This is a genomic window from Acinetobacter sp. 40AMC3-4, from assembly GCF_049898185.1.
Lineage (GTDB): Bacteria > Pseudomonadota > Gammaproteobacteria > Pseudomonadales > Moraxellaceae > Acinetobacter.
This window is the reverse complement of record NZ_JAFCXG010000001.1, coordinates 390,269-410,622: the sequence shown is the minus strand read 5'-3', so window position 1 is coordinate 410,622 and position 20,354 is coordinate 390,269. Positions and strand designations below refer to the sequence as shown.

17 protein-coding genes are annotated in these 20,354 nt (G+C 46.0%); 7 read left to right on the top strand and 10 right to left on the bottom strand.

All coding sequences use genetic code 11. The features are described from left to right. Positions 1–8: 8 nt before the first annotated feature. Both ACP7BU_RS02040 and ACP7BU_RS02035 read left to right on the top strand, forming a co-directional pair. A complete protein-coding gene (locus tag ACP7BU_RS02040; RefSeq protein WP_004280133.1) occupies positions 9–1,244 on the top strand; it encodes a dihydroorotase in 1,236 nt (411 codons plus the stop codon). Positions 1,245–1,426: 182 nt separating this feature from the next. Then, positions 1,427–2,917: an OmpA family protein gene (locus ACP7BU_RS02035; protein WP_425878018.1), complete on the top strand. Its 1,491-nt coding sequence runs from the start codon at positions 1,427–1,429 to the stop codon at positions 2,915–2,917. 54 nt (positions 2,918–2,971) lie between these two features. Here the strand turns inward: ACP7BU_RS02035 and ACP7BU_RS02030 are convergent, their stop codons facing one another. The 8 genes from ACP7BU_RS02030 to ACP7BU_RS01995 form a co-directional block, all read right to left on the bottom strand. After that, positions 2,972–4,384 carry a short-chain fatty acid transporter gene (locus tag ACP7BU_RS02030; protein ID WP_004646585.1) on the bottom strand — a complete coding sequence of 471 codons (1,413 nt, stop codon included), beginning with the start codon at positions 4,382–4,384 and terminating at the stop codon, positions 2,972–2,974. Between the two features lie 96 nt (positions 4,385–4,480). Further along, a complete protein-coding gene (locus ACP7BU_RS02025) occupies positions 4,481–5,119 on the bottom strand; it encodes a CoA transferase subunit B (protein WP_004646586.1) in 639 nt (212 codons plus the stop codon). Positions 5,120–5,121: 2 nt separating this feature from the next. Next, the gene (locus ACP7BU_RS02020; RefSeq protein WP_425878023.1) at positions 5,122–5,826 is read right to left on the bottom strand and encodes a CoA transferase subunit A; all 705 of its coding nucleotides are present in this window, start codon (positions 5,824–5,826) and stop codon (positions 5,122–5,124) included. Between the two features lie 93 nt (positions 5,827–5,919). Beyond that, positions 5,920–6,822, bottom strand: coding sequence for a hydroxymethylglutaryl-CoA lyase (locus ACP7BU_RS02015; protein WP_425878025.1), 903 nt, complete (start codon positions 6,820–6,822; stop codon positions 5,920–5,922). Then, a complete protein-coding gene (locus tag ACP7BU_RS02010) occupies positions 6,819–8,813 on the bottom strand; it encodes an acetyl/propionyl/methylcrotonyl-CoA carboxylase subunit alpha (RefSeq protein ID WP_425878027.1) in 1,995 nt (664 codons plus the stop codon). The genes ACP7BU_RS02015 and ACP7BU_RS02010 overlap by 4 nt, the downstream gene beginning before the upstream one ends. A gap of 19 nt (positions 8,814–8,832) precedes the next feature. Further along, positions 8,833–9,627, bottom strand: a complete 795-nt coding sequence (locus tag ACP7BU_RS02005) for an enoyl-CoA hydratase/isomerase family protein (protein WP_425878029.1) — start codon at positions 9,625–9,627, stop codon at positions 8,833–8,835. An 11-nt stretch (positions 9,628–9,638) separates the two neighbouring features. Further along, positions 9,639–11,240 (bottom strand): carboxyl transferase domain-containing protein, encoded by a 1,602-nt coding sequence (locus tag ACP7BU_RS02000; protein ID WP_425878031.1) that lies wholly within the window; start codon positions 11,238–11,240, stop codon positions 9,639–9,641. Between the two features lie 35 nt (positions 11,241–11,275). Beyond that, positions 11,276–12,448, bottom strand: coding sequence for an isovaleryl-CoA dehydrogenase (locus tag ACP7BU_RS01995; protein WP_004646592.1), 1,173 nt, complete (start codon positions 12,446–12,448; stop codon positions 11,276–11,278). Positions 12,449–12,596: 148 nt separating this feature from the next. On the opposite strand from ACP7BU_RS01995, the gene ACP7BU_RS01990 reads away from it, so the two are divergent. The 5 genes from ACP7BU_RS01990 to ACP7BU_RS01970 all read left to right on the top strand — a co-directional run bounded on the left by ACP7BU_RS01990 (position 12,597) and on the right by ACP7BU_RS01970 (position 17,717). Then, on the top strand, positions 12,597–13,232 hold the full coding sequence (locus tag ACP7BU_RS01990; protein WP_005251442.1) for a TetR/AcrR family transcriptional regulator: 636 nt from the start codon (positions 12,597–12,599) through the stop codon (positions 13,230–13,232). Positions 13,233–13,330: 98 nt separating this feature from the next. Beyond that, positions 13,331–15,019: an AMP-binding protein gene (locus ACP7BU_RS01985; RefSeq protein ID WP_425878034.1), complete on the top strand. Its 1,689-nt coding sequence runs from the start codon at positions 13,331–13,333 to the stop codon at positions 15,017–15,019. 309 nt (positions 15,020–15,328) lie between these two features. Further along, positions 15,329–15,997, top strand: a complete 669-nt coding sequence (locus ACP7BU_RS01980; RefSeq protein WP_425878036.1) for a class I SAM-dependent methyltransferase — start codon at positions 15,329–15,331, stop codon at positions 15,995–15,997. Between the two features lie 62 nt (positions 15,998–16,059). Then, positions 16,060–16,857, top strand: coding sequence for a thioesterase family protein (locus tag ACP7BU_RS01975; RefSeq protein WP_004280113.1), 798 nt, complete (start codon positions 16,060–16,062; stop codon positions 16,855–16,857). A gap of 83 nt (positions 16,858–16,940) precedes the next feature. Continuing rightward, entirely contained in the window at positions 16,941–17,717 is a 777-nt protein-coding gene (locus tag ACP7BU_RS01970) for a Rossmann-like and DUF2520 domain-containing protein (RefSeq protein ID WP_253137758.1), read from the top strand. Between the two features lie 228 nt (positions 17,718–17,945). Here the strand turns inward: ACP7BU_RS01970 and trmB are convergent, their stop codons facing one another. Both trmB and ACP7BU_RS01960 read right to left on the bottom strand, forming a co-directional pair. Further along, positions 17,946–18,662 (bottom strand): tRNA (guanosine(46)-N7)-methyltransferase TrmB, encoded by a 717-nt coding sequence (gene trmB, locus ACP7BU_RS01965; RefSeq protein ID WP_004729978.1) that lies wholly within the window; start codon positions 18,660–18,662, stop codon positions 17,946–17,948. 151 nt (positions 18,663–18,813) lie between these two features. Continuing rightward, complete coding sequence (locus ACP7BU_RS01960) at positions 18,814–20,259, bottom strand: SulP family inorganic anion transporter (protein ID WP_425878039.1); 1,446 nt, start codon at positions 20,257–20,259, stop codon at positions 18,814–18,816. Between the last annotated feature and the right edge of the window lie 95 nt (positions 20,260–20,354).

The window sequence follows — 20,354 nt, the reverse complement described above, 5'->3', positions numbered from 1 at the left end:
AATAAGTCATGACTATTGTAAAAATTGAAAATGTCCGTGTTCTTGATCCCATCCAAAACACTAATTCTATCCAGACCGTGTATCTGGAAAATGGAAAATTCGTTGCAGAAACAGCAGACGTCTCTGAAACGATTGATGGTCAAGGCAAATGGTTAATGCCAACCATGGTCGATTTGTGTGCGCGTTTACGTGAACCGGGTCAACAGCAACACGGTACGCTTAAGTCTGAAGGAAAAGCGGCACGTGAAAATGGCATTTTGCACGTATTTACGCCACCCGATTCAAAGCCAATCGTACAAGATAATGGTGCGCTGATTCACGGTCTGGTCGAAAAAGCCATGCTGGATGGTGGGATCTATCTTCAAGTGATTGGTGCGCAAACCCAAGGCTTAAATGGTCAACAACCGGCAAATATGGCGGGCTTGAAAAAGGGCGGTTGTACTGCGGTTTCCAATGCCAGTGCGCCGTTTGCCAATGATGATGTGGTACTGCGTACCCTTGAATATGCTGCAGGCTTAGACCTGACGGTGGTGTTCTATGCGGAAGAACCACAAATTGCCAAAGACGGCTGTGTGCATGAAGGGTTTATTGCATCACGTCAGGGCTTGCCGATGATTCCGGCACTGGCTGAAACCGTGGCGATTGCCAAATATCTGTTGATGATTGAATCAACCAAAGTACGAGCACACTTTGGTCTGTTGTCTTGTGGTGCTTCGGTGGAATTGATCCGTATTGCCAAGGAAAAAGGCTTACCGGTGACCTGTGATGTGGCCATGCATCAGTTACATTTAACTGATCATTTGATTGATGGATTTAACTCTCTTGCACATGTGCGTCCACCGCTTCGTTCTGAACAGGACAAAGAATTACTGCGTCAGGGTGTAAAATCAGGTGTGATTGATGCGATTTGTACTCATCATGAACCGCTAAGCAGCTCTGCGAAAATGGCGCCGTTTGCTGAAACGCAGCCAGGTTTCACTGCTTTTGATACCTATGTGCCTTTTGGTCTGCAACTGATTCGTGAGGGGTTGTTGACTCCACTGGAATGGGTGGAAAAAGTGACCCTAGCTCCGGCTCGTGTTGCACAAATGGCAGATCGATGGATAAATGAATCAGGCTGGGTGCTGCTAGATCCGGAACTGGAATGGACCCTGAATAAAGAAAGCATCGTGTCACAAGGTAAAAATACCCCGCTCATTAATCAAAAAGTGCTGGGTAAAGTGGTTCAAACTTTTGCTGCTTAAATGATCCCAATTTTATAAAAGTCAGCTTCGACTGGCTTTTTTTATTTTTTAAATTTTGTGTTGGTAAAATGAGTACTCAACAAAAACAGTGAAACTTTATGATATTCATACAATTATTTACATTTTCAAAAAATGGGGATCGTTACACTGATTAAATATTAAACATTAGAAAAATCAAAAGAATGGTGACGATTATGAATATAGACTTTATAGAACGCTTAAAAAGCGATGTTACGGCGATTGTGCTTCAAGGTGAAACCGAGCATTTATTTGCCAAAGATCAAGCTTTGGCTCAATTCCATCCCATATTTTTAAGTATATTGCGTGCACGTCCCGCCTGGATTGAGAATCTTGGTCAGCAACTTAATCCAAAAATTCATGAATTATTCAATGCAAATCCGGCACTCAAGCAGCAGTTTCTGGATCAAGTGGATCAGAGCGCGCCACAAGATGAAATAGAGCATACCTTGAACCGGTCAATTGTACCGACTATGAATTTTTTACAGACCGAAGCGGGTGCTTCAAGTCCGGAAGCGATTAGCCATTTGCTGGAAACCCACGCCGATTCGATTCAGCGCGCATTACCCGTTTGGGCTGGACCTATTCTGGCAGCGCTAGGAGTTTCACCCTTGGCAGGGCAAAATTTAAATCAGGAGCCTGTATTGGCGGAGCAGACCATCATTGTTCAGGAAGAAAGAAAAACCGGCTTTTTATGGCCGTTTATTATTTTTCTGATCCTGGCGGGTTTGATCCTGTTTTTGGTTCGTAGCTGCATGCAGGATGATGTTGAAGATTCAAATACCCAAGCGACCAGTGAAGTTGCTGCAGCTCAGCCTGCATCCTTGCGATTAAGTACAGGCAGTAATGGCGAAATTGTCAGTTGTCAATTACAGCTGAATAATCCGCAGTATATGGAAATTTTGCAAAACGAGATCAAACAGATCTTTAATTATAATATTGGTTGTGGGGCGCTGAGCAGTGAGGTTTATCATTCAGAATTTATTGATCAGGATACTATTCCGACTGTGTTGAGAACAATGCAGGGAATGCCAAATGTGTCACTTGACTGGATTGGCAATCAGGTTTCAGTGCGTGCAGCAACCAATGCAGAGGCCGAGCGTCTGGCAGCACAAATTCGTAGTCTGGCCAAAAATGTCACAGTGGTGACCCAGCAGCCGCTCAATAGAAGTGACGTGATTAATACCGCCAATAGTGAGGCAGAACAAGCCTTGGCCAGTATCAAGACCGATAATGTTAAAGCGCTGGATGTGGCGACTGCACTGAATTTACAGATCATTAATTTTGATACGGCATCGACTGAAGTTCCCGAGGTCAATAAATTGGTGCTGGATCAGGCTGCTGCATTATTGCAACGAGCACCGCATGTCATTCTGAAGGTTACAGGACATGCCGATGCTCAGGGTAGTGAAGCAGAAAATAAGGTGCTGTCTGTGCAACGAGCTCAAGCGATTACCAGTTATCTCGTTGGAAAAGGGGTCAATCCTGCACAGTTACAGGCAGTTGGCATGGGAGAGGATCAGCCGGTTGAACCCAATGCCACACCTGCCGGACAGTTTCAGAATCGTCGCGTGACCTTTGAGGTCGTGAATACCGAAACGGGAATTGTACGTGAAGTAGATGATGAAGGTGTAGTTGAGAAGACAGGAAATTAAGAGAGCGGCCTAAATAAAAAAGGACGAATTTTCGTCCTTTTTTATTATCTTAAATTAAGAAAATACCGGCGGGCTATAAGTCAATGTCCGACCAAGGAACCACAGCAGGAACAGTACCAAAGGCAGATGGAAAATCAGCTGGGTCACCGTAAATCCAATCACATCTTTGGCTTTTAATTTCAGGATACCCAACATCGGAAGCATAAAGAATGGATTAATCAGATTCGGCAAGGCTTCTGCCGCATTATAAATCTGTACCGACCAGCCCAGATGCACTTTCAGGTCATGCGCAGCCTGCATCACATAGGGCGCTTCGATAATCCATTTCCCTCCGCCAGAAGGAATAAAGAAACCCAGAATCGCCGAATATAAGCCCATCACAATGGCAAAGGTTTCCTGCGAGGCAATGGAAACAAAGAACTCGGCAATGTAATGTGACAATGACAGATCGGCCGGGTTTAGCGCATTGGTCATCATAAAGGCAATACTGCCATACAGCGGAAACTGGATCAGTACCCCAGAAATGGCGGGTACGGCTTTGGATACCGCATTCAGGAAATTTCGCGGTGTACCGTGTAAGGCCACGCCCAAAATCAGGAAGATAAAGTTATAGGTATTTAAGCTGGAAATGGCCAGAATCGGATTGCTTTTGGAAAATTCGTTAAACATCCAGACTGCGCCCAGAATCACAATCAGAATGCTTAAAATGGGTGAATTTTCCAGCCAATCCCCCGGTCTTTTTTCGGCAGATACTTCCGGTTTTTCTTCTTCAATCTGAATCGGGAAGTGCTCAATGGTTTTAATGTCAGACCCTTTAGGTGCTGACCAGTAAGCAATCGCAATTGAAGCTACAATCAGTACCGCCGTCATGATCATGGATTGCGGCAGGAAAATGGTTTCGGTAAATGGAATCACGCCCGTCAGATTATAAATCGGTTCAGGCAGACTGCTTTTATTGGCCTGTAACTGTGCAGCTGAAGAACTGATGCCCAGTGCCCAGGTCGCACCCATCCCGATAATCGCGGCAGCCGCAGCAGCGCGGTAATCCATGTTAAGCTCTTTACGCTGTGCCAGTGCAATCACTAGGAGTGCAGTCAGTACAGTACTCATGGCCCAATTAATCAGAGAAATTAACAGGCTGACCGTGGCGACCAGGACAATCGCACCACGACCGGAATGTGGCAGGCGCGCCATTTTCTGGATCAGAAGCTGGACAGGCTTAGATACGGAAACCACATAACCGACCACGATCAGCATGCACATCTGCAAGGTAAAGGGAATCAGGCTCCAGAAGCCGTCTCCAAAGGAAATCGCGACATCCTGTGCGGGTGCACCAATTCCGATGGCGGCAATCGCCACAATGATGACGCCAAGCAGGGCAAAAATATAAGAATCCGGAAACCATTTTTCAGACCAGTCGCTGACGCGCAAGGCGAAGCGCTGCAAAATATTTTGTTGAGTTTGCATGATTAAAATCCATTTATTCTGCGATTATTATTTTGAAATGAAACAGCTATATATAAAAAAGCCCTTAAGATGCTTCATTCTTAAGGGCTGGCTGGATCAGGCAGCGTTACGTAGTAGCGCTACCCCCGTGACTTTTTGAATCTCTTCAAAACTGACCTCTGGTGCCAGTTCAACCAGTCGAATTCCATCAGGAGTAACATCCAGTACACCGAGATCGGTAATAATCCGGTTCACCACAGCCTGGCCGGTCAGCGGCAGACTACATTCTGGAACTATCTTAGGTGTACCATCTTTGGCGCAGTGTTCCATCAAGACCACGACCTTTTGTACACCCGCGACCAGATCCATGGCACCGCCCATGCCTTTGACCTTTTTGCCTGGAATCATCCAGTTGGCCAGATCACCAGTTTCGGACACTTCCATAGCACCCAGAATGGCAATATTGACATGACCGCCACGGATCATGGCAAAGGAGTCGGCACTTGAGAAAAATGAAGCACCTTTACGCGCGGTAACCGTCTGTTTACCGGCATTGATCAGGTCGGCATCCACTGTCTCCTCGGTTGGAAATTCGCCAATCCCCAGCAGGCCATTTTCCGACTGCAGCCAGACATTGATATTTTCCGGAATATAGTTCGCGACTAGCGTCGGCAGGCCAATCCCTAGATTGACGTAGAAACCATCTTCAAGCTCTTGTGCCGCGCGCTGCGCCATTTCATTACGTGTCCAAGCCATGATCAAGCCTCCGCCTTTAAAGTCATCTGTTCAATACGTTTTTCCGGTTGAGCATTCAGGACTATCCGGTTCACATAAATTCCCGGAAGATGGATTTCGTCCGGATCCAGCACGCCAATTTCGACAATCTCTTCGACTTCAGCAATGGTAATTTTGCCGGCCATGGCACAGACCGGATTAAAGTTCTGGGCGGTTTTACGGAAAATCAGGTTACCGGCTTTATCGGCCTTATAGGCTTTAACCAAGGCGACATCAGCAATTAAAGACTCTTCCAGGATATATTTCTTGCCCTTAAATTCACGTTCATCCTTACCTTCAGCAATCACGGTTCCGACACCCGTCGCCGTATAAAAAGCCGGAATACCGGCACCGCCAGCACGTAATTTTTCTGCCAAAGTCCCTTGTGGAGTAAGTTCAACTTCCAGTTCGCCATTTAAATATTGACGTTCGAATTCCTTATTTTCACCGACATAAGAGGAAATCATTTTTTTAATCTGTTTGGTTTCCAGCAGAAGTCCGAGACCGAAGCCGTCTACGCCGGCATTGTTGGAAATACAGGTGAGTTGCTTAGCACCTGTTTCTTTTAAAGCTGCGATCAAAGCTTCCGGAATACCACATAGGCCAAAACCACCAACGGCCAGGGTATGACCATCTTGCACCACATCCTTTAAGGCGGATTGAGCGCTGTCATAAACCTTGTTTGACATCTTGTCACCTCTATTATTGTTGTAGCAGACTTCAATCTGCTGCTTATATCCTTATGGTTTGCTTAAGAGCATTTTGCTCAAGCAAGTTTATTTTCAAGCACAGGCTTTTTGCCAATAGGCATTGGCATAATTGGATGGATTGTTGCGCTGCAAGACTTCACTGATATTACGGCTGGCCTGCATCAGGGCGTCTAGCTGAATACCGGTTTGAAAGCCCATATTCGAGAGCAGGTAATACAGGTCTTCAGTTGAAACATTGCCTGAAGCGCCTTTGGCATAAGGGCAGCCACCTAAGCCGGCAATGGAGGAATCAAAGACCCGAATGCCTTGAAGTAAAGACTGGTAAATATTGGCGATGGCCATGCCGTAGGTATTATGGAAATGTCCCGCCAAAACTTTAGTATCAAGTTCAGCCAGACAAGCCTCCCAGACATTTCTTACCCGATCCGGTGTTGCTGTACCAATGGTTTCACCCAATGACACTTCGTAGCAGCCCATCTCCAGCAAACGCTGGGTGACTTTGACCACCTGCTTCGGATCAATGGCACCTTCATAAGGACAGTCCACCATGCAGGAGACATAGCCACGTACCTTAATATCATTGGCTTTGGCTGCTGCCATGACATCGGCAAACTTCTCGAAGCTTTCATCAATCGAGCAGTTGATGTTTTTGCGGGTAAAGCTTTCAGAAGCAGCGGTAAATACCGCGACTTCTTTGCAACCCACAGCCAGTGCCGATTCAAAACCTTTCAGATTTGGGGTCAGCAGACTGAACTGAATATTCGGATCTTGGGGTAGGCTGGCAAAGAGCACATCACTGTCTGCCATTTGCGGTACCCATTTGGCTGAAACGCAGGAACCAACTTCGATGGACTGTAGACCGGTTTTCATCAGGTCCACAATCAGGTTTTTTCGGTCATCCAATGTCAAAGGTGTTTTTTCATTTTGCAGGCCATCGCGTGGCCCGACTTCTACGATTTTGACAAAATCCGTCATGCCACTTCCTCCGCCAGCGGCTGGAACTCGACCAGTTCATCACCGGCTTTAACCTGATCACCCTTCTGGAAATATGAGCTTGCGATGATGCCGTCATGCGGTGCGCGAATCGAGTATTCGATCTTCATGGCTTCCAGCGTCATCAGCACATCATCTTTTTTGACTTTGTCATTGGCTGCCACGAGCACCTGGGTAATGACGCCTGGCATTGGCGCGATCAGGTTATTTTCCGTGCCTTGTTCATCCTGATTATTAAAATCAGACTTCAGGTAATTGAACTTATAGCTTTGACCATTCTGGAATAGGGTAATGCCTTGCTCATTCTGGCTAAAAGCCAGTTTTTGCTGTTTACCCGCCAGTTGTAACGCCAAAGTATGGGCATCGACGAGCTGACCCTGAATTTGAATTTGCTGACCGTTATAGCTGGCGACAAAGCCTTGATCCTGAGTGCGGAACTGAACTTTCAGGTTGATGCCATTGCGTTGTAATTGCACTGTATGGCTATTTTGCTGGTTCAGGCGCCAGAATGCTTGCTGCTGCCACACCGGATTGCTTGGAACGGGATTCTGTGCTTGACGTGCCAGTAGCTCAATCAGTGCAGCACTGACCACCAGTTCGGCACGGATATCCGCAGAAGGTTTGAGCAGAAATTCTTCTTCACGCTGAATCAGGCCAGTATCTAAATGTGCATTTTTAAACGAGTCACACAGCACCAGGCGATCTAGAAAAGCAATATTGTTACCCAGACCATCGACATGGAACTGACCCAGCGCATGGTGCATCTGGGTTAGGGCTGCTTCACGATTTTTACCCCAGACAATCAGTTTGGCAATCATCGGATCATAATAAGTGCTGATCTCGTCGCCTTCGACAATACCGCTATCGACACGTACACAGTCACTTTGCTCCGGATAATGCAGGTAGCTGATCTGACCGATCGCCGGGATAAAACCTTTTTCCGGCTCTTCAGCATAGACACGGGCTTCAAGCGCATGACCGTGAATCTGCAATTCATGCTGCTGCTTCGGTAAAGGTTCACCAAAAGCTACGCGCAGTTGCCATTCTACCAGATCCTGTCCGGTAATCATTTCAGTCACCGGATGTTCAACCTGTAGGCGGGTGTTCATTTCCATGAAATAGGCCGTACCGTCTTGCTCGACAATAAACTCTACCGTACCGGCGCCAACGTAATTCACTGCACGAGCGGCATCAATCGCAGCCTGACGCATCGCTTCCAGTTTATCTTCTGGCATTTTTGGTGCAGGCGCTTCTTCTAGCACTTTCTGGTGGCGACGTTGTACCGAACAATCACGCTCAAACAGATGTACATAGTTGCCATGTGTATCGCCAAAAACTTGCACTTCAATATGACGTGGCTGAATCACATAACGTTCAATCAGAACGTCTTCATTGCCAAAACTTGAACGTGCTTCACTCTTACATGAAGCAAGCGAGCTAAGAAAATCTTCGCTGCATTCCACCAGACGCATGCCTTTACCGCCACCGCCGGCACTGGCCTTGATCAGTACCGGATAGCCAATATTGTCTGCCTGCTGTTTCAGGAAGTCGGCATCCTGATTGGTCCCATGATAGCCGGGGGTTAGAGGCACACCGGCTTTTTCCATCAGCGCTTTAGAGGTGGCCTTTAGACCCATTGCCAGAATGGCATCGACTGGCGGGCCAATAAAGACAATATTGTTGTCCTGACAGGCCAAGGCAAACTGGTCATTTTCGGACAGGAAACCATAACCGGGGTGAATCGCCTGGGCACCAGTGTTTTTGGCTGCCTGAATAATGCGATCAATTTGCAAATAACTTTGTGCTGCTGGCGATTCACCAATATAGATCGCTTCATCGGCCAGTTTCACATGTTGTGCCTGCGCATCAGCATCGGAATAGACGGCAACGGTGGCAATTCCTAATTTCTTCGCTGTACGAATCACACGGCAGGCAATTTCACCACGGTTGGCAATTAAAATCTTCTCAAACATTGTAGGATCCTTCTTGTTGTTATGCCGTGGTCTTGATCCAAGCCGGGCTTTGTTTGTTCAAAAATGCATTCAGTCCATTTTTCGCCTCATCTCCCTGGCGAATATGGGCAATATGCTGTGCTGTTTTAAGCAGTAAATCTTCGGTCAATACCTGTTGGTCAACCAGTTGAATCAACTGTTTCGATGCGCTCTGTGCAGCAGGACCACCCAGTAAAAGTGCTTCCACAATTTCATCAATTTTGCTGTCGAGCTGTTCTGGTGTAGTAACTTCATGCGCAAGACCAATGCTTTTGGCCTGTTCAGCAGTAATCCGCTCGGCGGTCAGGAAATAACGTGAGGCCTGACGGGCACCAATCGCACGAATCACATAAGGGCTGATGGTCGAAGGTGCCAGACCTAAGCGAACCTCGGAAGTGGCAAACTTGGCATCTGTACTGGCCACACAAATATCACAGGCTGAGGCCAGCCCCATGCCGCCACCAAAGGCAATGCCGTGTACCCGGGCAATGGTTGGCTGTTTTAAGGTCGCCAGACTTTGCAGCATTTTTGCCAGTTTGATAGCATCCGCTTCGTTGTCTGCCTGTGATGCCTGACCTGCCTGTTTCATCCAGTTCAGATCCGCGCCAGCAGAGAAACTCTTGCCTCGGCCTGCCAAAATCACCACACGCACATCATCATGGTCATTTAAAGACCGGAAACAGGCATTCAGTTCTTCAATCACCTGGGTATTAAAAGCATTGTGCAGTTCGGCACGGTTAATCCAGACTGTCGCGACCTGATCCTGCTGTTCGAGCTGTAAAAATTGATATGTCATTTTGTCACCCCTTACATGCGGAACACGCCGAATTTGGTTGGCTGGATTGGCGCATTCAGTGCCGCAGCCAGACTCAAGGCCAAGACTTCACGCGATTGCGCTGGATCAATCACACCATCATCCCATAAACGCGAAGACGCATAATAAGGGTGGCCTTGGCGTTCGTATTGGTCACGGATTGGTTGTTTAAACTGGTCTTCTTCTTCTGCTGACCAGCTGCCACCTTTCTGTTCAATCTGGTCACGTTTTAAGGTCGACAAAACGCTGGATGCCTGTTCACCGCCCATCACTGAAATACGCGAGTTTGGCCAGGTCCACATAAAGCGTGGCGAATAAGCACGGCCACACATGCCGTAGTTGCCGGCACCAAAAGAACCGCCAATGACCAGGGTCAATTTCGGAACATTGGCATTGGCGACGGCCATCACCAGTTTGGCACCATTTTTGGCAATGCCTTCATTTTCATACTGGCGGCCGACCATAAAGCCGGTAATATTTTGCAGGAAAATCAGTGGAATATTGCGCTGGGTACACAGCTCAATAAAATGTGCGCCTTTTTGGGCTGACTCGGAAAATAGAATGCCATTATTGGCAATAATCCCGACCGGCATTCCATAGAGCTTGGCAAAACCGGTCACCAGGGTGGTGCCGAAACGTGCCTTGAACTCGTCAAAACGTGAGCCATCGACAATACGCGCTATCACTTCACGGATATCAAAAGGCTTGCGCGCGTCACTCGGCACAATGCCGTACAGTTCCGAACTGTCAAACAGCGGCGCTTCGATTTCATCTGCGGTCTTGTTTGGCTTTTTGTTCAGGTTGGCCACGATGTTGCGGGCAATCGCAAGCGCATGTTCATCATTTTCAGCCAGATGATCAGCCACACCAGACAAACGGGTATGCACATCACCACCACCGAGATCCTCACTGGACACCACTTCACCAGTAGCTGCCTTAACCAGAGGAGGGCCGCCGAGGAAGATCGTGCCCTGATTGCGGACAATAATGGTTTCATCTGACATGGCGGGAACATAAGCACCGCCTGCAGTACAGCTACCCATCACCACTGCAATCTGGGCGATACCTTGGCTCGACATACGTGCCTGATTGTAGAAAATACGGCCGAAGTGATCGCGGTCTGGAAATACTTCATCCTGTAAAGGCAAATATGCACCGCCTGAATCCACCAGATAAATACAAGTTAGCTGGTTCTGTTCGGCAATTTCCTGGGCACGTAAATGCTTTTTCACTGTTAATGGATAATAAGTACCGCCTTTCACCGTAGCATCATTGGCAATGATCATGCAGGTCAGACCGTTGACCTGACCAACACCAGCGACCACACCTGCGGCAGGCACATCATCCTGATACACCTGATAGGCAGCCAGCTGACCAATTTCCAGAAAAGCGGTTCCTGGATCAATCAGGTGATTAATCCGTTCACGTGGTAACAGCTTGCCGCGATCTAAATGTTTTTGGCGGGCAGTTTCGCCGCCACCCAAAGCAATTTTTTCAACTTTCTGTTTTAGGTCATCCACCAGTTGCAGCATGGCAGTCTGGTTGGTTTTAAACTCTTCACTACGTATATTGATTTTGCTCGATAACTGATTCATGACGAACATCCTTGTTTTATTCTAAGTGTTAAGATTTAGGCTGTTTCGTTGAAAAGTTCACGGCCAATCAGCATGCGGCGGATTTCTGAAGTACCGGCGCCAATTTCATACAGTTTGGCATCGCGCCATAAACGGCCTGCAGCAAACTCGTTGATATAACCGTTACCACCTAAAGTCTGAATGGTTTCACCCGCCATCCAGGTCGCTTTTTCAGCAGCATATAAAATGGCACTGGCAGCATCTTTACGCAGGCTACGGCTATGTTCGGCCTTGTCACATTCAGCGCCTACGGCATACACCAAGGCCTTACATGCCAACCAGGTCGAATACATGTCGGCAATTTTGCCCTGCATCAGCTGGAATTCACCGAGAGCCTGGCCAAACTGTTTACGGTCATGAATATATGGAATCACGGTATCCATACAGGCATCCATAATCCCCAGTGGGCCAGCACTCAATACAGCCCGCTCGTAATCCAGCCCACTCATTAACACTTTGGTACCATTGCCGACGCCACCCATGACGTTTTCTTTCGGTACTTCGACATTGTCAAAAAACAGCGGATAAGTATTGGAACCGCGCATACCCAGTTTATCCAAATGCGTGCCATGGCTGAAACCTGGCATATTTTTCTCCACCAGAAACGCAGTCATACCTTTGGCACCGGCTTGCAAATCGGTTTTGGCATAGACCACCAGGACATCGGCATCGCCACCATTGGTGATCCACATTTTTGAACCATTCAGGAGATAATGATCGCCTTTGTCTTCCGCTTTCAGTTTCATGCTGACCACATCCGAGCCGGCATTCGGTTCAGACATCGCCAAGGCACCGACATATTCACCTGAAATCAATTTAGGCAGATAGCGCTGTTTCTGTTCTTCCGTACCATTACGCTTAATTTGGTTTACGCATAGGTTAGAATGTGCGCCATAGGACAGCCCAATGGATGCAGAAGCACGGGAAATTTCCTGCATGGCAATAATGTGCGCCAGATAACCGAAATTTGAACCGCCATATTCCTCACTGACTGTCAGACCAAGCAGGCCCATCTCGCCAAACTTTTTCCAAAGGTGAGCAGGGAACTCGTTGTCACGGTCAACCTGTTGAGCAATCGGGGTAATTTCTTTGGCGCAAAATGCGGCCACTGAATCACGAAGCGCTATTAGAGTTTCATCCAAACCGAAATCCAAGCTTTGTAAATTCATTCTTCATCCATCCTATGGTTCTATTTGTTGTATCCAAAAAAGCATTTTTGTTGTGCTTGTGGTTTTAACATACAACGAAAAAATAAAAAAGTGAATCTATATTCACAAAATGATTTACAATTCATTTTATCTTGTTGAGAATAATTTTATGAGTTATAAAAGATCATCATTGATGCAGGAACGAATGGAACAAAATCGCCTGTCGATTTTGGAATCTGCTCGTGAACTGATTATTCAAGGGGGCTTGAAGGAGGCATCGATTCAGGCCATTGCAGAGCGTGCAGGCGTTTCTACAGGACTGGTCTATCGATATTTCGAGAGCAAAAGCCAGATTTTGATCGAGGTTTTGTCGGCCGCGATTCAGCATGAAGTCGGGATCTTGAACCATATTGCCGAGTCAGATTTGTCGCCAAAACTGAAATTGCAAAAATCTGTTACAACTTTTGTCAAACGTGCAATGAATAGCCCCCAACTGGCGTATTCACTGATGTTCGAACCGGTTGATCCGGAAATGGAACATGAGCGTTTTCGCAGTAAGCAGCTGCTCAAGCAGAGCATTAAGGAAATTCTGGCCGAAGGAAAGGTCAATGGAGAATTCGAATTTGAAGATTTGAATACGGCAGCGTTGGGCGTGGTTGGCGCCATGACCTTTGTCGTAATTGAACCTTTAAATCCGTCCCGAAATGTCATGTTTGATCAGAAGTATAAGGATCACTTTGTCAAACAGATTGCCGATTTTTGTGTCAACGCAGTACGTGGGCAGGAGGAAAATTTACAAGCATAAACACACAAAAAACCGGTACACAGACAAGGTCGTCGTGGTCATAAAACAATTAGTAAAGTTGAAAATCAGAATTACAAAGAATCAAGGAGATCGATTCAATGACACAAGTACGGTTAAGCTATGCCTATGGAACCAGCAGCCAGCCTTTATTGGGCATGACGATTGGTGAAAAATTTGATCAGGCTTGCGAGCAGTATGCAGAACGTGATGCGGTAGTGAGTTTGCATCAGAACATACGCCTCAGTTACCGGCAGCTACAGGATCAGGTCAATGCCTTTGCCTGTCAGCTGCTGAAACTAGGTATGCAAAAAGGTGACCGTCTGGCAATCTGGTCGCCGAACTGTGTGGAATGGACCATTACCCAGTTTGCGGCCTTCAAGGCAGGCATTATTCTGGTGAACCTGAATCCGGCCTATAAAAGCAATGAGCTTGAATATGTGCTAAACAAGGTCTCCTGTAAGGGACTGGTGATTGCAGCGCAGTTTAAGACGACGGACTATCAGGAAATTCTGACTAAAATTGCACCTGAGCTGATGCAGACTGAAAGTAAATTCCTCAATGCAGAGCGCTTGCCGCATTTAAAGCATGTGATTAAAATTGATGATCAGCAGCATACCGGTATCCACCGTTTTCAGGATTTACTAAGCTCGCCAAGCCCCCAAGAGCTGGAACAACTGCAACAGATCTCCAGTGAATTGCAGTTCGATGAAACGATTAATATCCAGTTTACTTCGGGCACTACGGGCAATCCGAAAGGCACCATGCTGACCCATAATAATATTTTAAATAACGGGTACTTTGTCGGTGAAGCGATTCATTTAGGTCCAGAAGACAGCGTCTGTATTTCAGTTCCTTTATTTCACTGCTTTGGTATGGTGATGGGTAATCTGGCCTGTATTACGCATGGTTCTGCCATGATCTATCCATCAGCTGTATTTAATCCGCTGGAAACCTTGAAAGCCATTCAGCAGGAAAAATGTACTGCGGCTTATGGTGTGCCAACCATGTTTATCGCCATTCTTGAGCATGAACAGTTTGACGAATTTGACCTGTCCAGTCTGCGTACCGGGATTATGGCGGGTAGTCCATGTCCGCAGGAAATTATGCAGCGCGTGATTGAACGCATGCATATGTCTGAAATCACGATTTGTTATGGCATGACCGAAACTGCGCCAGTGAGTGCACAAAGCTCAACGGCAGACAGTGTCGAGCGACGTGTTAGTACGGTTGGCCGGGTACATCCGCATCTGGAAGTTAAAATTGTCGATGAAAATGGCAAGGTGGTGCCACGCGGTCAATTGGGCGAGCTATGTGTACGCGGTTATTCCGTCATGCTCGGTTACTGGGAAGACCAGGACAAAACTCAGGAAGTGATTGATGCTGCACGCTGGATGCATACCGGTGATATCGCTGAAATGGATGATGAAGGCTTTGTGAAAATCAAGGGTCGAATCAAGGATGTCGTCATTCGTGGCGGAGAAAACCTGTTCCCGAAAGAAATCGAAGATTTCCTTTATACCCATCCTGCCGTTTCAGATGTACAGGTGATCGGTGTGCCAGACCATAAATATGGTGAGGAACTTTGTGCTTGCATCATCCTGCATGAAAATGATCCGTGTACTGAGGAAACTATCCGTCAGTATTGTAAGGAGCATATTTCTCACAATAAAGTGCCACGTTATGTGCGTTTCTTCCAGGAATTTCCAATGACGGCTTCCGGTAAGGCGCAGAAGTTCAAATTGCGTGAATTTATGCGTGAAGAGCTGAACTTGAAAGAGATTGCTTAAATTGTATTGATGCGATTCTTAAATGGGGCAAAGCAGTATTTAATGCATGCATTGCCTCCATTTGTATAACGGTTTCGATATCAATGTTTAGGCTTTTCTTACTTTTGATGGGCCAAAAGTAAGCAAAATCCCTTTATTTTGCTGAAGGGACTTCCATGTCCCTCAGCAAAATGGCGACATCCATGTCGCCGGGTCTATGATCAAATTTCAAGAAAACAGTAAATAAGATCAAGCTACAAGATTTAAATATTCAATCTATCTAAATACCCGCCTGAGTTTTAGATTCGTGCATAGATTTAGAGTAAAAATATGGCAAAAAACTTTCACAGTGAAGTCGTGGTCGTCAGTTATGACGATCATATCCGTAAACTGATTCCCGGTTATGAACTGGTGCATCAGCAGATTGAAGCAATTCTCAGCACTGAACTCCCAGAAACCGCACATATGTTAATAGTGGGTTGCGGAACAGGTTATGAATTGTCGTATTTATTAGAGCAACATCCAGACTGGACCTTTACTGCAATTGATCCATCAGCAGCCATGCTGAAACAGGCTAGTAAAAATCTGAATTCTATAGATCGACAAAGGGTGCAATTCATCCAAAGCACGATTCAAGATTTGAATCAGCCGGATACTTTCGATGCCGCATTGGCCATTCTGGTGGCTCATTTCATTCCAAATTCCGAAAAAAACGGATTTTTTCAGGCTATCCATCAGTGTCTTAAAACCAACGGTCTTGCATTGACCTATGACCTGATGCAACCCGAAGATCAGCAAGACATCAAAATTATGCAGAAGCTGGCACAGCAGACAGGGTTAAGCGTGGTGCAAAGTAGCAAGATGATTGAACGCTTGGAGCAGGATTTTCACTTGTTATCTGCGCAAAATTTTACAGCACTTTTAACCAAAGTCGGATTTAAACAGTGCAAAATTTATTGTCAAATCATGAATTATCATGGCTTTTTGCTCAGAAAATAAAGATCAAAGAACTTTTTGCAAATTCTAAAGTTTAAGAGAATATTCAGGGAAGTATTAAAACAATGTCGGCATATTACAGTTTTATTCAGCGCGAACAGCATGCAGATGGCAGTACTACGGCTTATTACCGTTCTAATATTCATGCACAAGGTGCGTGGAATCCGCATGAGCAGCACATGGCGCCAGCCACCGGTATTCTATGCGTCGAACTGGAACAGTTTCAGCCACGTGCTGACATGCGTATTGGTCGGGTCGGGCTGGATATTTTTGGCCTGATAGCCTTTGGTGAATTTTCGATTACCACACGCATGATCCGTCCGGGTAAAACCATTGAACTGGTTGAAGCTGAAATGTGTGCCAATGGTAAAACCTGTATCGTGGCACGCGCGTGGAGAATGCTAACTTCAAATACCACGGCCATTGCTGGAGTGGAAGATTTTCCGATCGAAAGTCCAGAATATTTACCGGTTTGGGAGGGTATGCGCTGCTGGCCGGGCGGTTATATCCAGAGTATTGAAACCCGGGCACATGCTGACCATCGTGCAGGCAAGGGCATTGTCTGGCTAAGAAATTCGCTGGACATGGTAGAAGGTCAACCGACGACAGACTTTAGTCGTTTGCTCGGTATGGTCGATACGGCCAATGGCATTGTGCCACGTCAGGACCCGAATTCCGGTTGGGGATTTCCGAATCTGGACCTGCAGATTCATATGCACCGTCTGCCGCAGGGTAAATGGCTGGGACTGGAAGTGGTGCAGCAATATGGTGAAGATGGTATCGGTCTGACTAGCGGGATTCTGCATGATGTTCATGGACCTTTTGGCCGAAGTGAACAGATTCTGACCCTGCGAAAGTTCTAAAGCCTATTCAAAAACATCAAGGCCAATTGCCTCAATCTGTATTTATTGGCATGCTGTGCGCAATGAGTCAGGAACAGCACAAGATGCGGATCAGTATGATTGGGGCAGGGCGAGTGGCATATCATCTTGCCCGTGTATTTTCAGCACAACATGAGATCGTACAGATCTACAGTCGAACCCTAGAAAAATCACAGCAACTGGCTGAGCAATTCAACGCTCAGGCCATCGCTCGACCTGAACAGCTGAGTCATGAGGTGGATCTGGTCATTATCGCGGTCAGTGATCAGTCGATTGCCAGCGTCATTGAACGGATTCATCCGCATTTGCAGCAGAACCTGATCGTACATACCTCTGGCAGTACCCATCTCGATTTACTGAAAAATGTGCATGTGCGTGCAGGCGTATTTTATCCTTTGCAGACCTTTAGTCTGGAACGCCAGATTGATTGGCAGCAGACGCCACTATTTATTGAGGCGGAGAATGAACAGGACCAAATCCTGTTATTAGAACTGGCAAATAGCCTAAGCAATCGTGTTTATACTTATAATTCTAGTCAACGTCTCAGTTTGCATCTTGCAGCGGTATTTGCCTGTAACTTTGCCAATTATTGTTATGACATGGGCAAGCAGGTGGTTGATGCACAACAGGTCGATTTTAGTTTGTTGTATCCCTTGATGCTGGAAACCGCCAGTAAAGCCACGCAGAATGATCCCAAACAAATGCAGACCGGCCCAGCGATGCGTGGTGATCAGAATATCTTGAATATGCATCAGCAGATGTTAGCTAATATGCAGCGGGAAGATTTGCAAAATGTCTATCAGTTGTTGAGCCAGCAAATCCTAGAACGTCATCGAAAATAAAAGAGCCGGATTTTTTAGTCTAAAATAAAATACTCAATTCTTTTTCCTCTTTAATTTTGGTGAAAAATGAAAAGAAAAAATAATAAAACATGGAAATAGTATAAAGATGAAAATCTATTTTTCTTCTTAAGTGTTATTTCGGGTGCATTTGTCTTTATATATAAGTGGATTGCAAAATTTCTCCCATAAAAAAGCGCTGATTAATCAGCGCTTTTTTTGAATCTTGGATTAAGAAATTTTCTTGAAGATAAAATCATTAATCTTGTGACCGGCTTCAATCCCGCGACGTTCAAACTTGGTTTGCGGACGCCATTCTGGACGAGGGTAGCTGTTGCCTTTGCCCGCCAGATTTTCCAGTCGTGGACGTTCTTCCAATACTTCAATCATCCACTCTGCATACGGTTCCCAGTCCGTTGCAGCATGGAAAGTTCCGCCAAGCTCCAGCTTTTGCTCCACCAGTGGCATACGGTCATGCGAAACAAAACGGCGTTTAAAATGACGCTTTTTCTGCCATGGATCAGGGAAGTACAATTGCACAGTATTGATACTGTTGTCTGGCATTTCACGTAATACCTGAATTGCATCTGCATCCAGTACACGTAAATTCGTTAGGCCTTCAACACCTGCTTCGTAAATGCATTGCGCAATACCCGGTACATGCACTTCAATCCCGACAAAGTTACGCTCAGGATTGGCTTTGGCCATCAATACCAGTGAACGGCCCATCCCAAAACCGATTTCTACAGTCAAAGGGCGCTCTGGATGTTCAAAGTGCTGACGCAAATCACCCACTGGATATTCCAAAATTAAGTGACCATATTGTTCAAGCGCAGTACGTTGAGAGGTGTTTAACGGCATTGAGCGGCGCATAAACGTCACGATTTCACGGTGCTCGCTTAAGTTTTCCAGCTCAACGACTTGCTGGTCTAATTGATCGTTCGACATAACTTTGGCAAATCTAAAAATTCAGAATGCGGTATTTTAAGTCCTGAGCCGAGCAAGTCAAACTTTTCTCGGTATTTCTCCATAAAAATTGGCGAGATCTTCCAGATAAAATAAAAGAGCCAATTGAGGCTCTTTTATTAATCACCGTTCATCAGCTACTAAACCGGTCAATCAGTGTACTGCTGGCTTCATTTAAACCGATCACTGTTACGTCTATATTTTGGGCTTTAAATTTCTGGATCACATTATTCAACATGTTCACTGAGGTCACATCCCAGATATGCGCGTGGGTTAAATCCAGTTCGACATGCTCAAGCTTTTCCTTAAAATCAAAGAACTGATAGAATTTTTCTGTACTGCTGAAGAATATCTGTCCGGAAATAATATAGCTACGTGAATTGACCGTATTTAAATACGTATAGACATGTATAGTTCTTTCCAGTTTATTAATAAAGAACAGGGCAGAGAGCAATACGCCGACAAATACACCAAGCGCCAGATTATGAGTGGCAAGCACGACAATAATCACGGCAATCATCACGGTATTAAATTCTAGCGGATGTTTGCTGAATTGCTTGATTGCTCCCCATTGAAAGGTGGTAAATGCCACCATAATCATGATCGCAACCAGAGCTGCCATTGGGATATAAGCCAGCCAGTCTTTCAAAAAAACCACGAGACACAGCAGAAACACGCCAGCGACCAGAGTCGATAAACGGGTACGTGCCCCTGAAGACACATTGATAATTGACTGGCCGATCATGGCACAACCGGCCATCCCGCCCATAAAGCCGCTGACAATATTGGCCATACCCTGACCACGACATTCCTGATGACGGTCACCTTCAGTTCCGGTCACTTCATCAATGACCGTAGTGGTCATCATGCTTTCCAGCAAACCGACAGTCGCCAAGGTAAAGGAATAAGGCAGGATAATTTGCAAGGTTTCCAGATTGAGTGGAATTTCTGGAATCAGGAATACTGGCAAAGTATCCGGGAATTGTCCAAGATCGCTCACGGTACGCATATCTACACTTAACAACAGCGCCAACCCGCTTAATACGATAATACAGATTAAAGGTGAGGGAATGGCTTTGCCAATTTTCGGGATATACGGAAACAGATAAATAATTGCCAGACCAATCGCAATAAACAGATAACCGGTGCTATCCATCCGGTTAATTTCCGGGATTTGTGCCACAAATATCAGGATCGCCAAGGCATTCAAAAATCCGTATACCACCGCCTGCGATACAAAGCGCATTAATTTAGCGACTTTAAAATAACCGGCAATGACCTGAATGATACCGGTCAGAATTGTGGCAGCCAACAGATATTGCAGACCATGTTCTTTTACCAAGGTAATCATCAAAAGCGCCATAGCACCTGTAGCCGCAGAGATCATGGCAGGACGGCCGCCAAAAAAGGCAATGGATACTGCAATGCAGAAAGAGGCATACAAACCGACTTGCGGATCAACACCGGCAATGGCAGAGAAGGCAATTGATTCAGGAATCAGGGCAAGTCCCACCACCAGACCTGCCAGTACATCTGTGCGGATATTGGAAAACCATTCTTCTTTTTTCAGGCTAATCACGAAATATCATCTAAATTTGGAAAACCTGTGTATGTTAAACAGATAGAGATAAAAATCTACACAAGATTGACTTGCAAAAGCCCGGAATATCCTGA

Coding starts and splice junctions, on each gene's coding strand:
- ACP7BU_RS02020 (WP_425878023.1), bottom strand. CDS start 5,826: ATGTCAAACAAGGTTTATGACAGCGCTCAATCCGCCTTAAAGGATGTG.
- ACP7BU_RS01995 (WP_004646592.1), bottom strand. CDS start 12,448: ATGAATTTACAAAGCTTGGATTTCGGTTTGGATGAAACTCTAATAGCG.
- ACP7BU_RS01990 (WP_005251442.1), top strand. CDS start 12,597: ATGAGTTATAAAAGATCATCATTGATGCAGGAACGAATGGAACAAAAT.
- ACP7BU_RS01975 (WP_004280113.1), top strand. CDS start 16,060: ATGTCGGCATATTACAGTTTTATTCAGCGCGAACAGCATGCAGATGGC.
- ACP7BU_RS02000 (WP_425878031.1), bottom strand. CDS start 11,240: ATGAATCAGTTATCGAGCAAAATCAATATACGTAGTGAAGAGTTTAAA.
- ACP7BU_RS02035 (WP_425878018.1), top strand. CDS start 1,427: ATGGTGACGATTATGAATATAGACTTTATAGAACGCTTAAAAAGCGAT.
- ACP7BU_RS02015 (WP_425878025.1), bottom strand. CDS start 6,822: ATGACGGATTTTGTCAAAATCGTAGAAGTCGGGCCACGCGATGGCCTG.
- ACP7BU_RS02025 (WP_004646586.1), bottom strand. CDS start 5,119: ATGGCTTGGACACGTAATGAAATGGCGCAGCGCGCGGCACAAGAGCTT.
- ACP7BU_RS02010 (WP_425878027.1), bottom strand. CDS start 8,813: ATGTTTGAGAAGATTTTAATTGCCAACCGTGGTGAAATTGCCTGCCGT.
- ACP7BU_RS01980 (WP_425878036.1), top strand. CDS start 15,329: ATGGCAAAAAACTTTCACAGTGAAGTCGTGGTCGTCAGTTATGACGAT.
- ACP7BU_RS01985 (WP_425878034.1), top strand. CDS start 13,331: ATGACACAAGTACGGTTAAGCTATGCCTATGGAACCAGCAGCCAGCCT.
- ACP7BU_RS02030 (WP_004646585.1), bottom strand. CDS start 4,384: ATGCAAACTCAACAAAATATTTTGCAGCGCTTCGCCTTGCGCGTCAGC.
- ACP7BU_RS02040 (WP_004280133.1), top strand. CDS start 9: ATGACTATTGTAAAAATTGAAAATGTCCGTGTTCTTGATCCCATCCAA.
- ACP7BU_RS02005 (WP_425878029.1), bottom strand. CDS start 9,627: ATGACATATCAATTTTTACAGCTCGAACAGCAGGATCAGGTCGCGACA.
- ACP7BU_RS01970 (WP_253137758.1), top strand. CDS start 16,941: ATGCGGATCAGTATGATTGGGGCAGGGCGAGTGGCATATCATCTTGCC.
- trmB (WP_004729978.1), bottom strand. CDS start 18,662: ATGTCGAACGATCAATTAGACCAGCAAGTCGTTGAGCTGGAAAACTTA.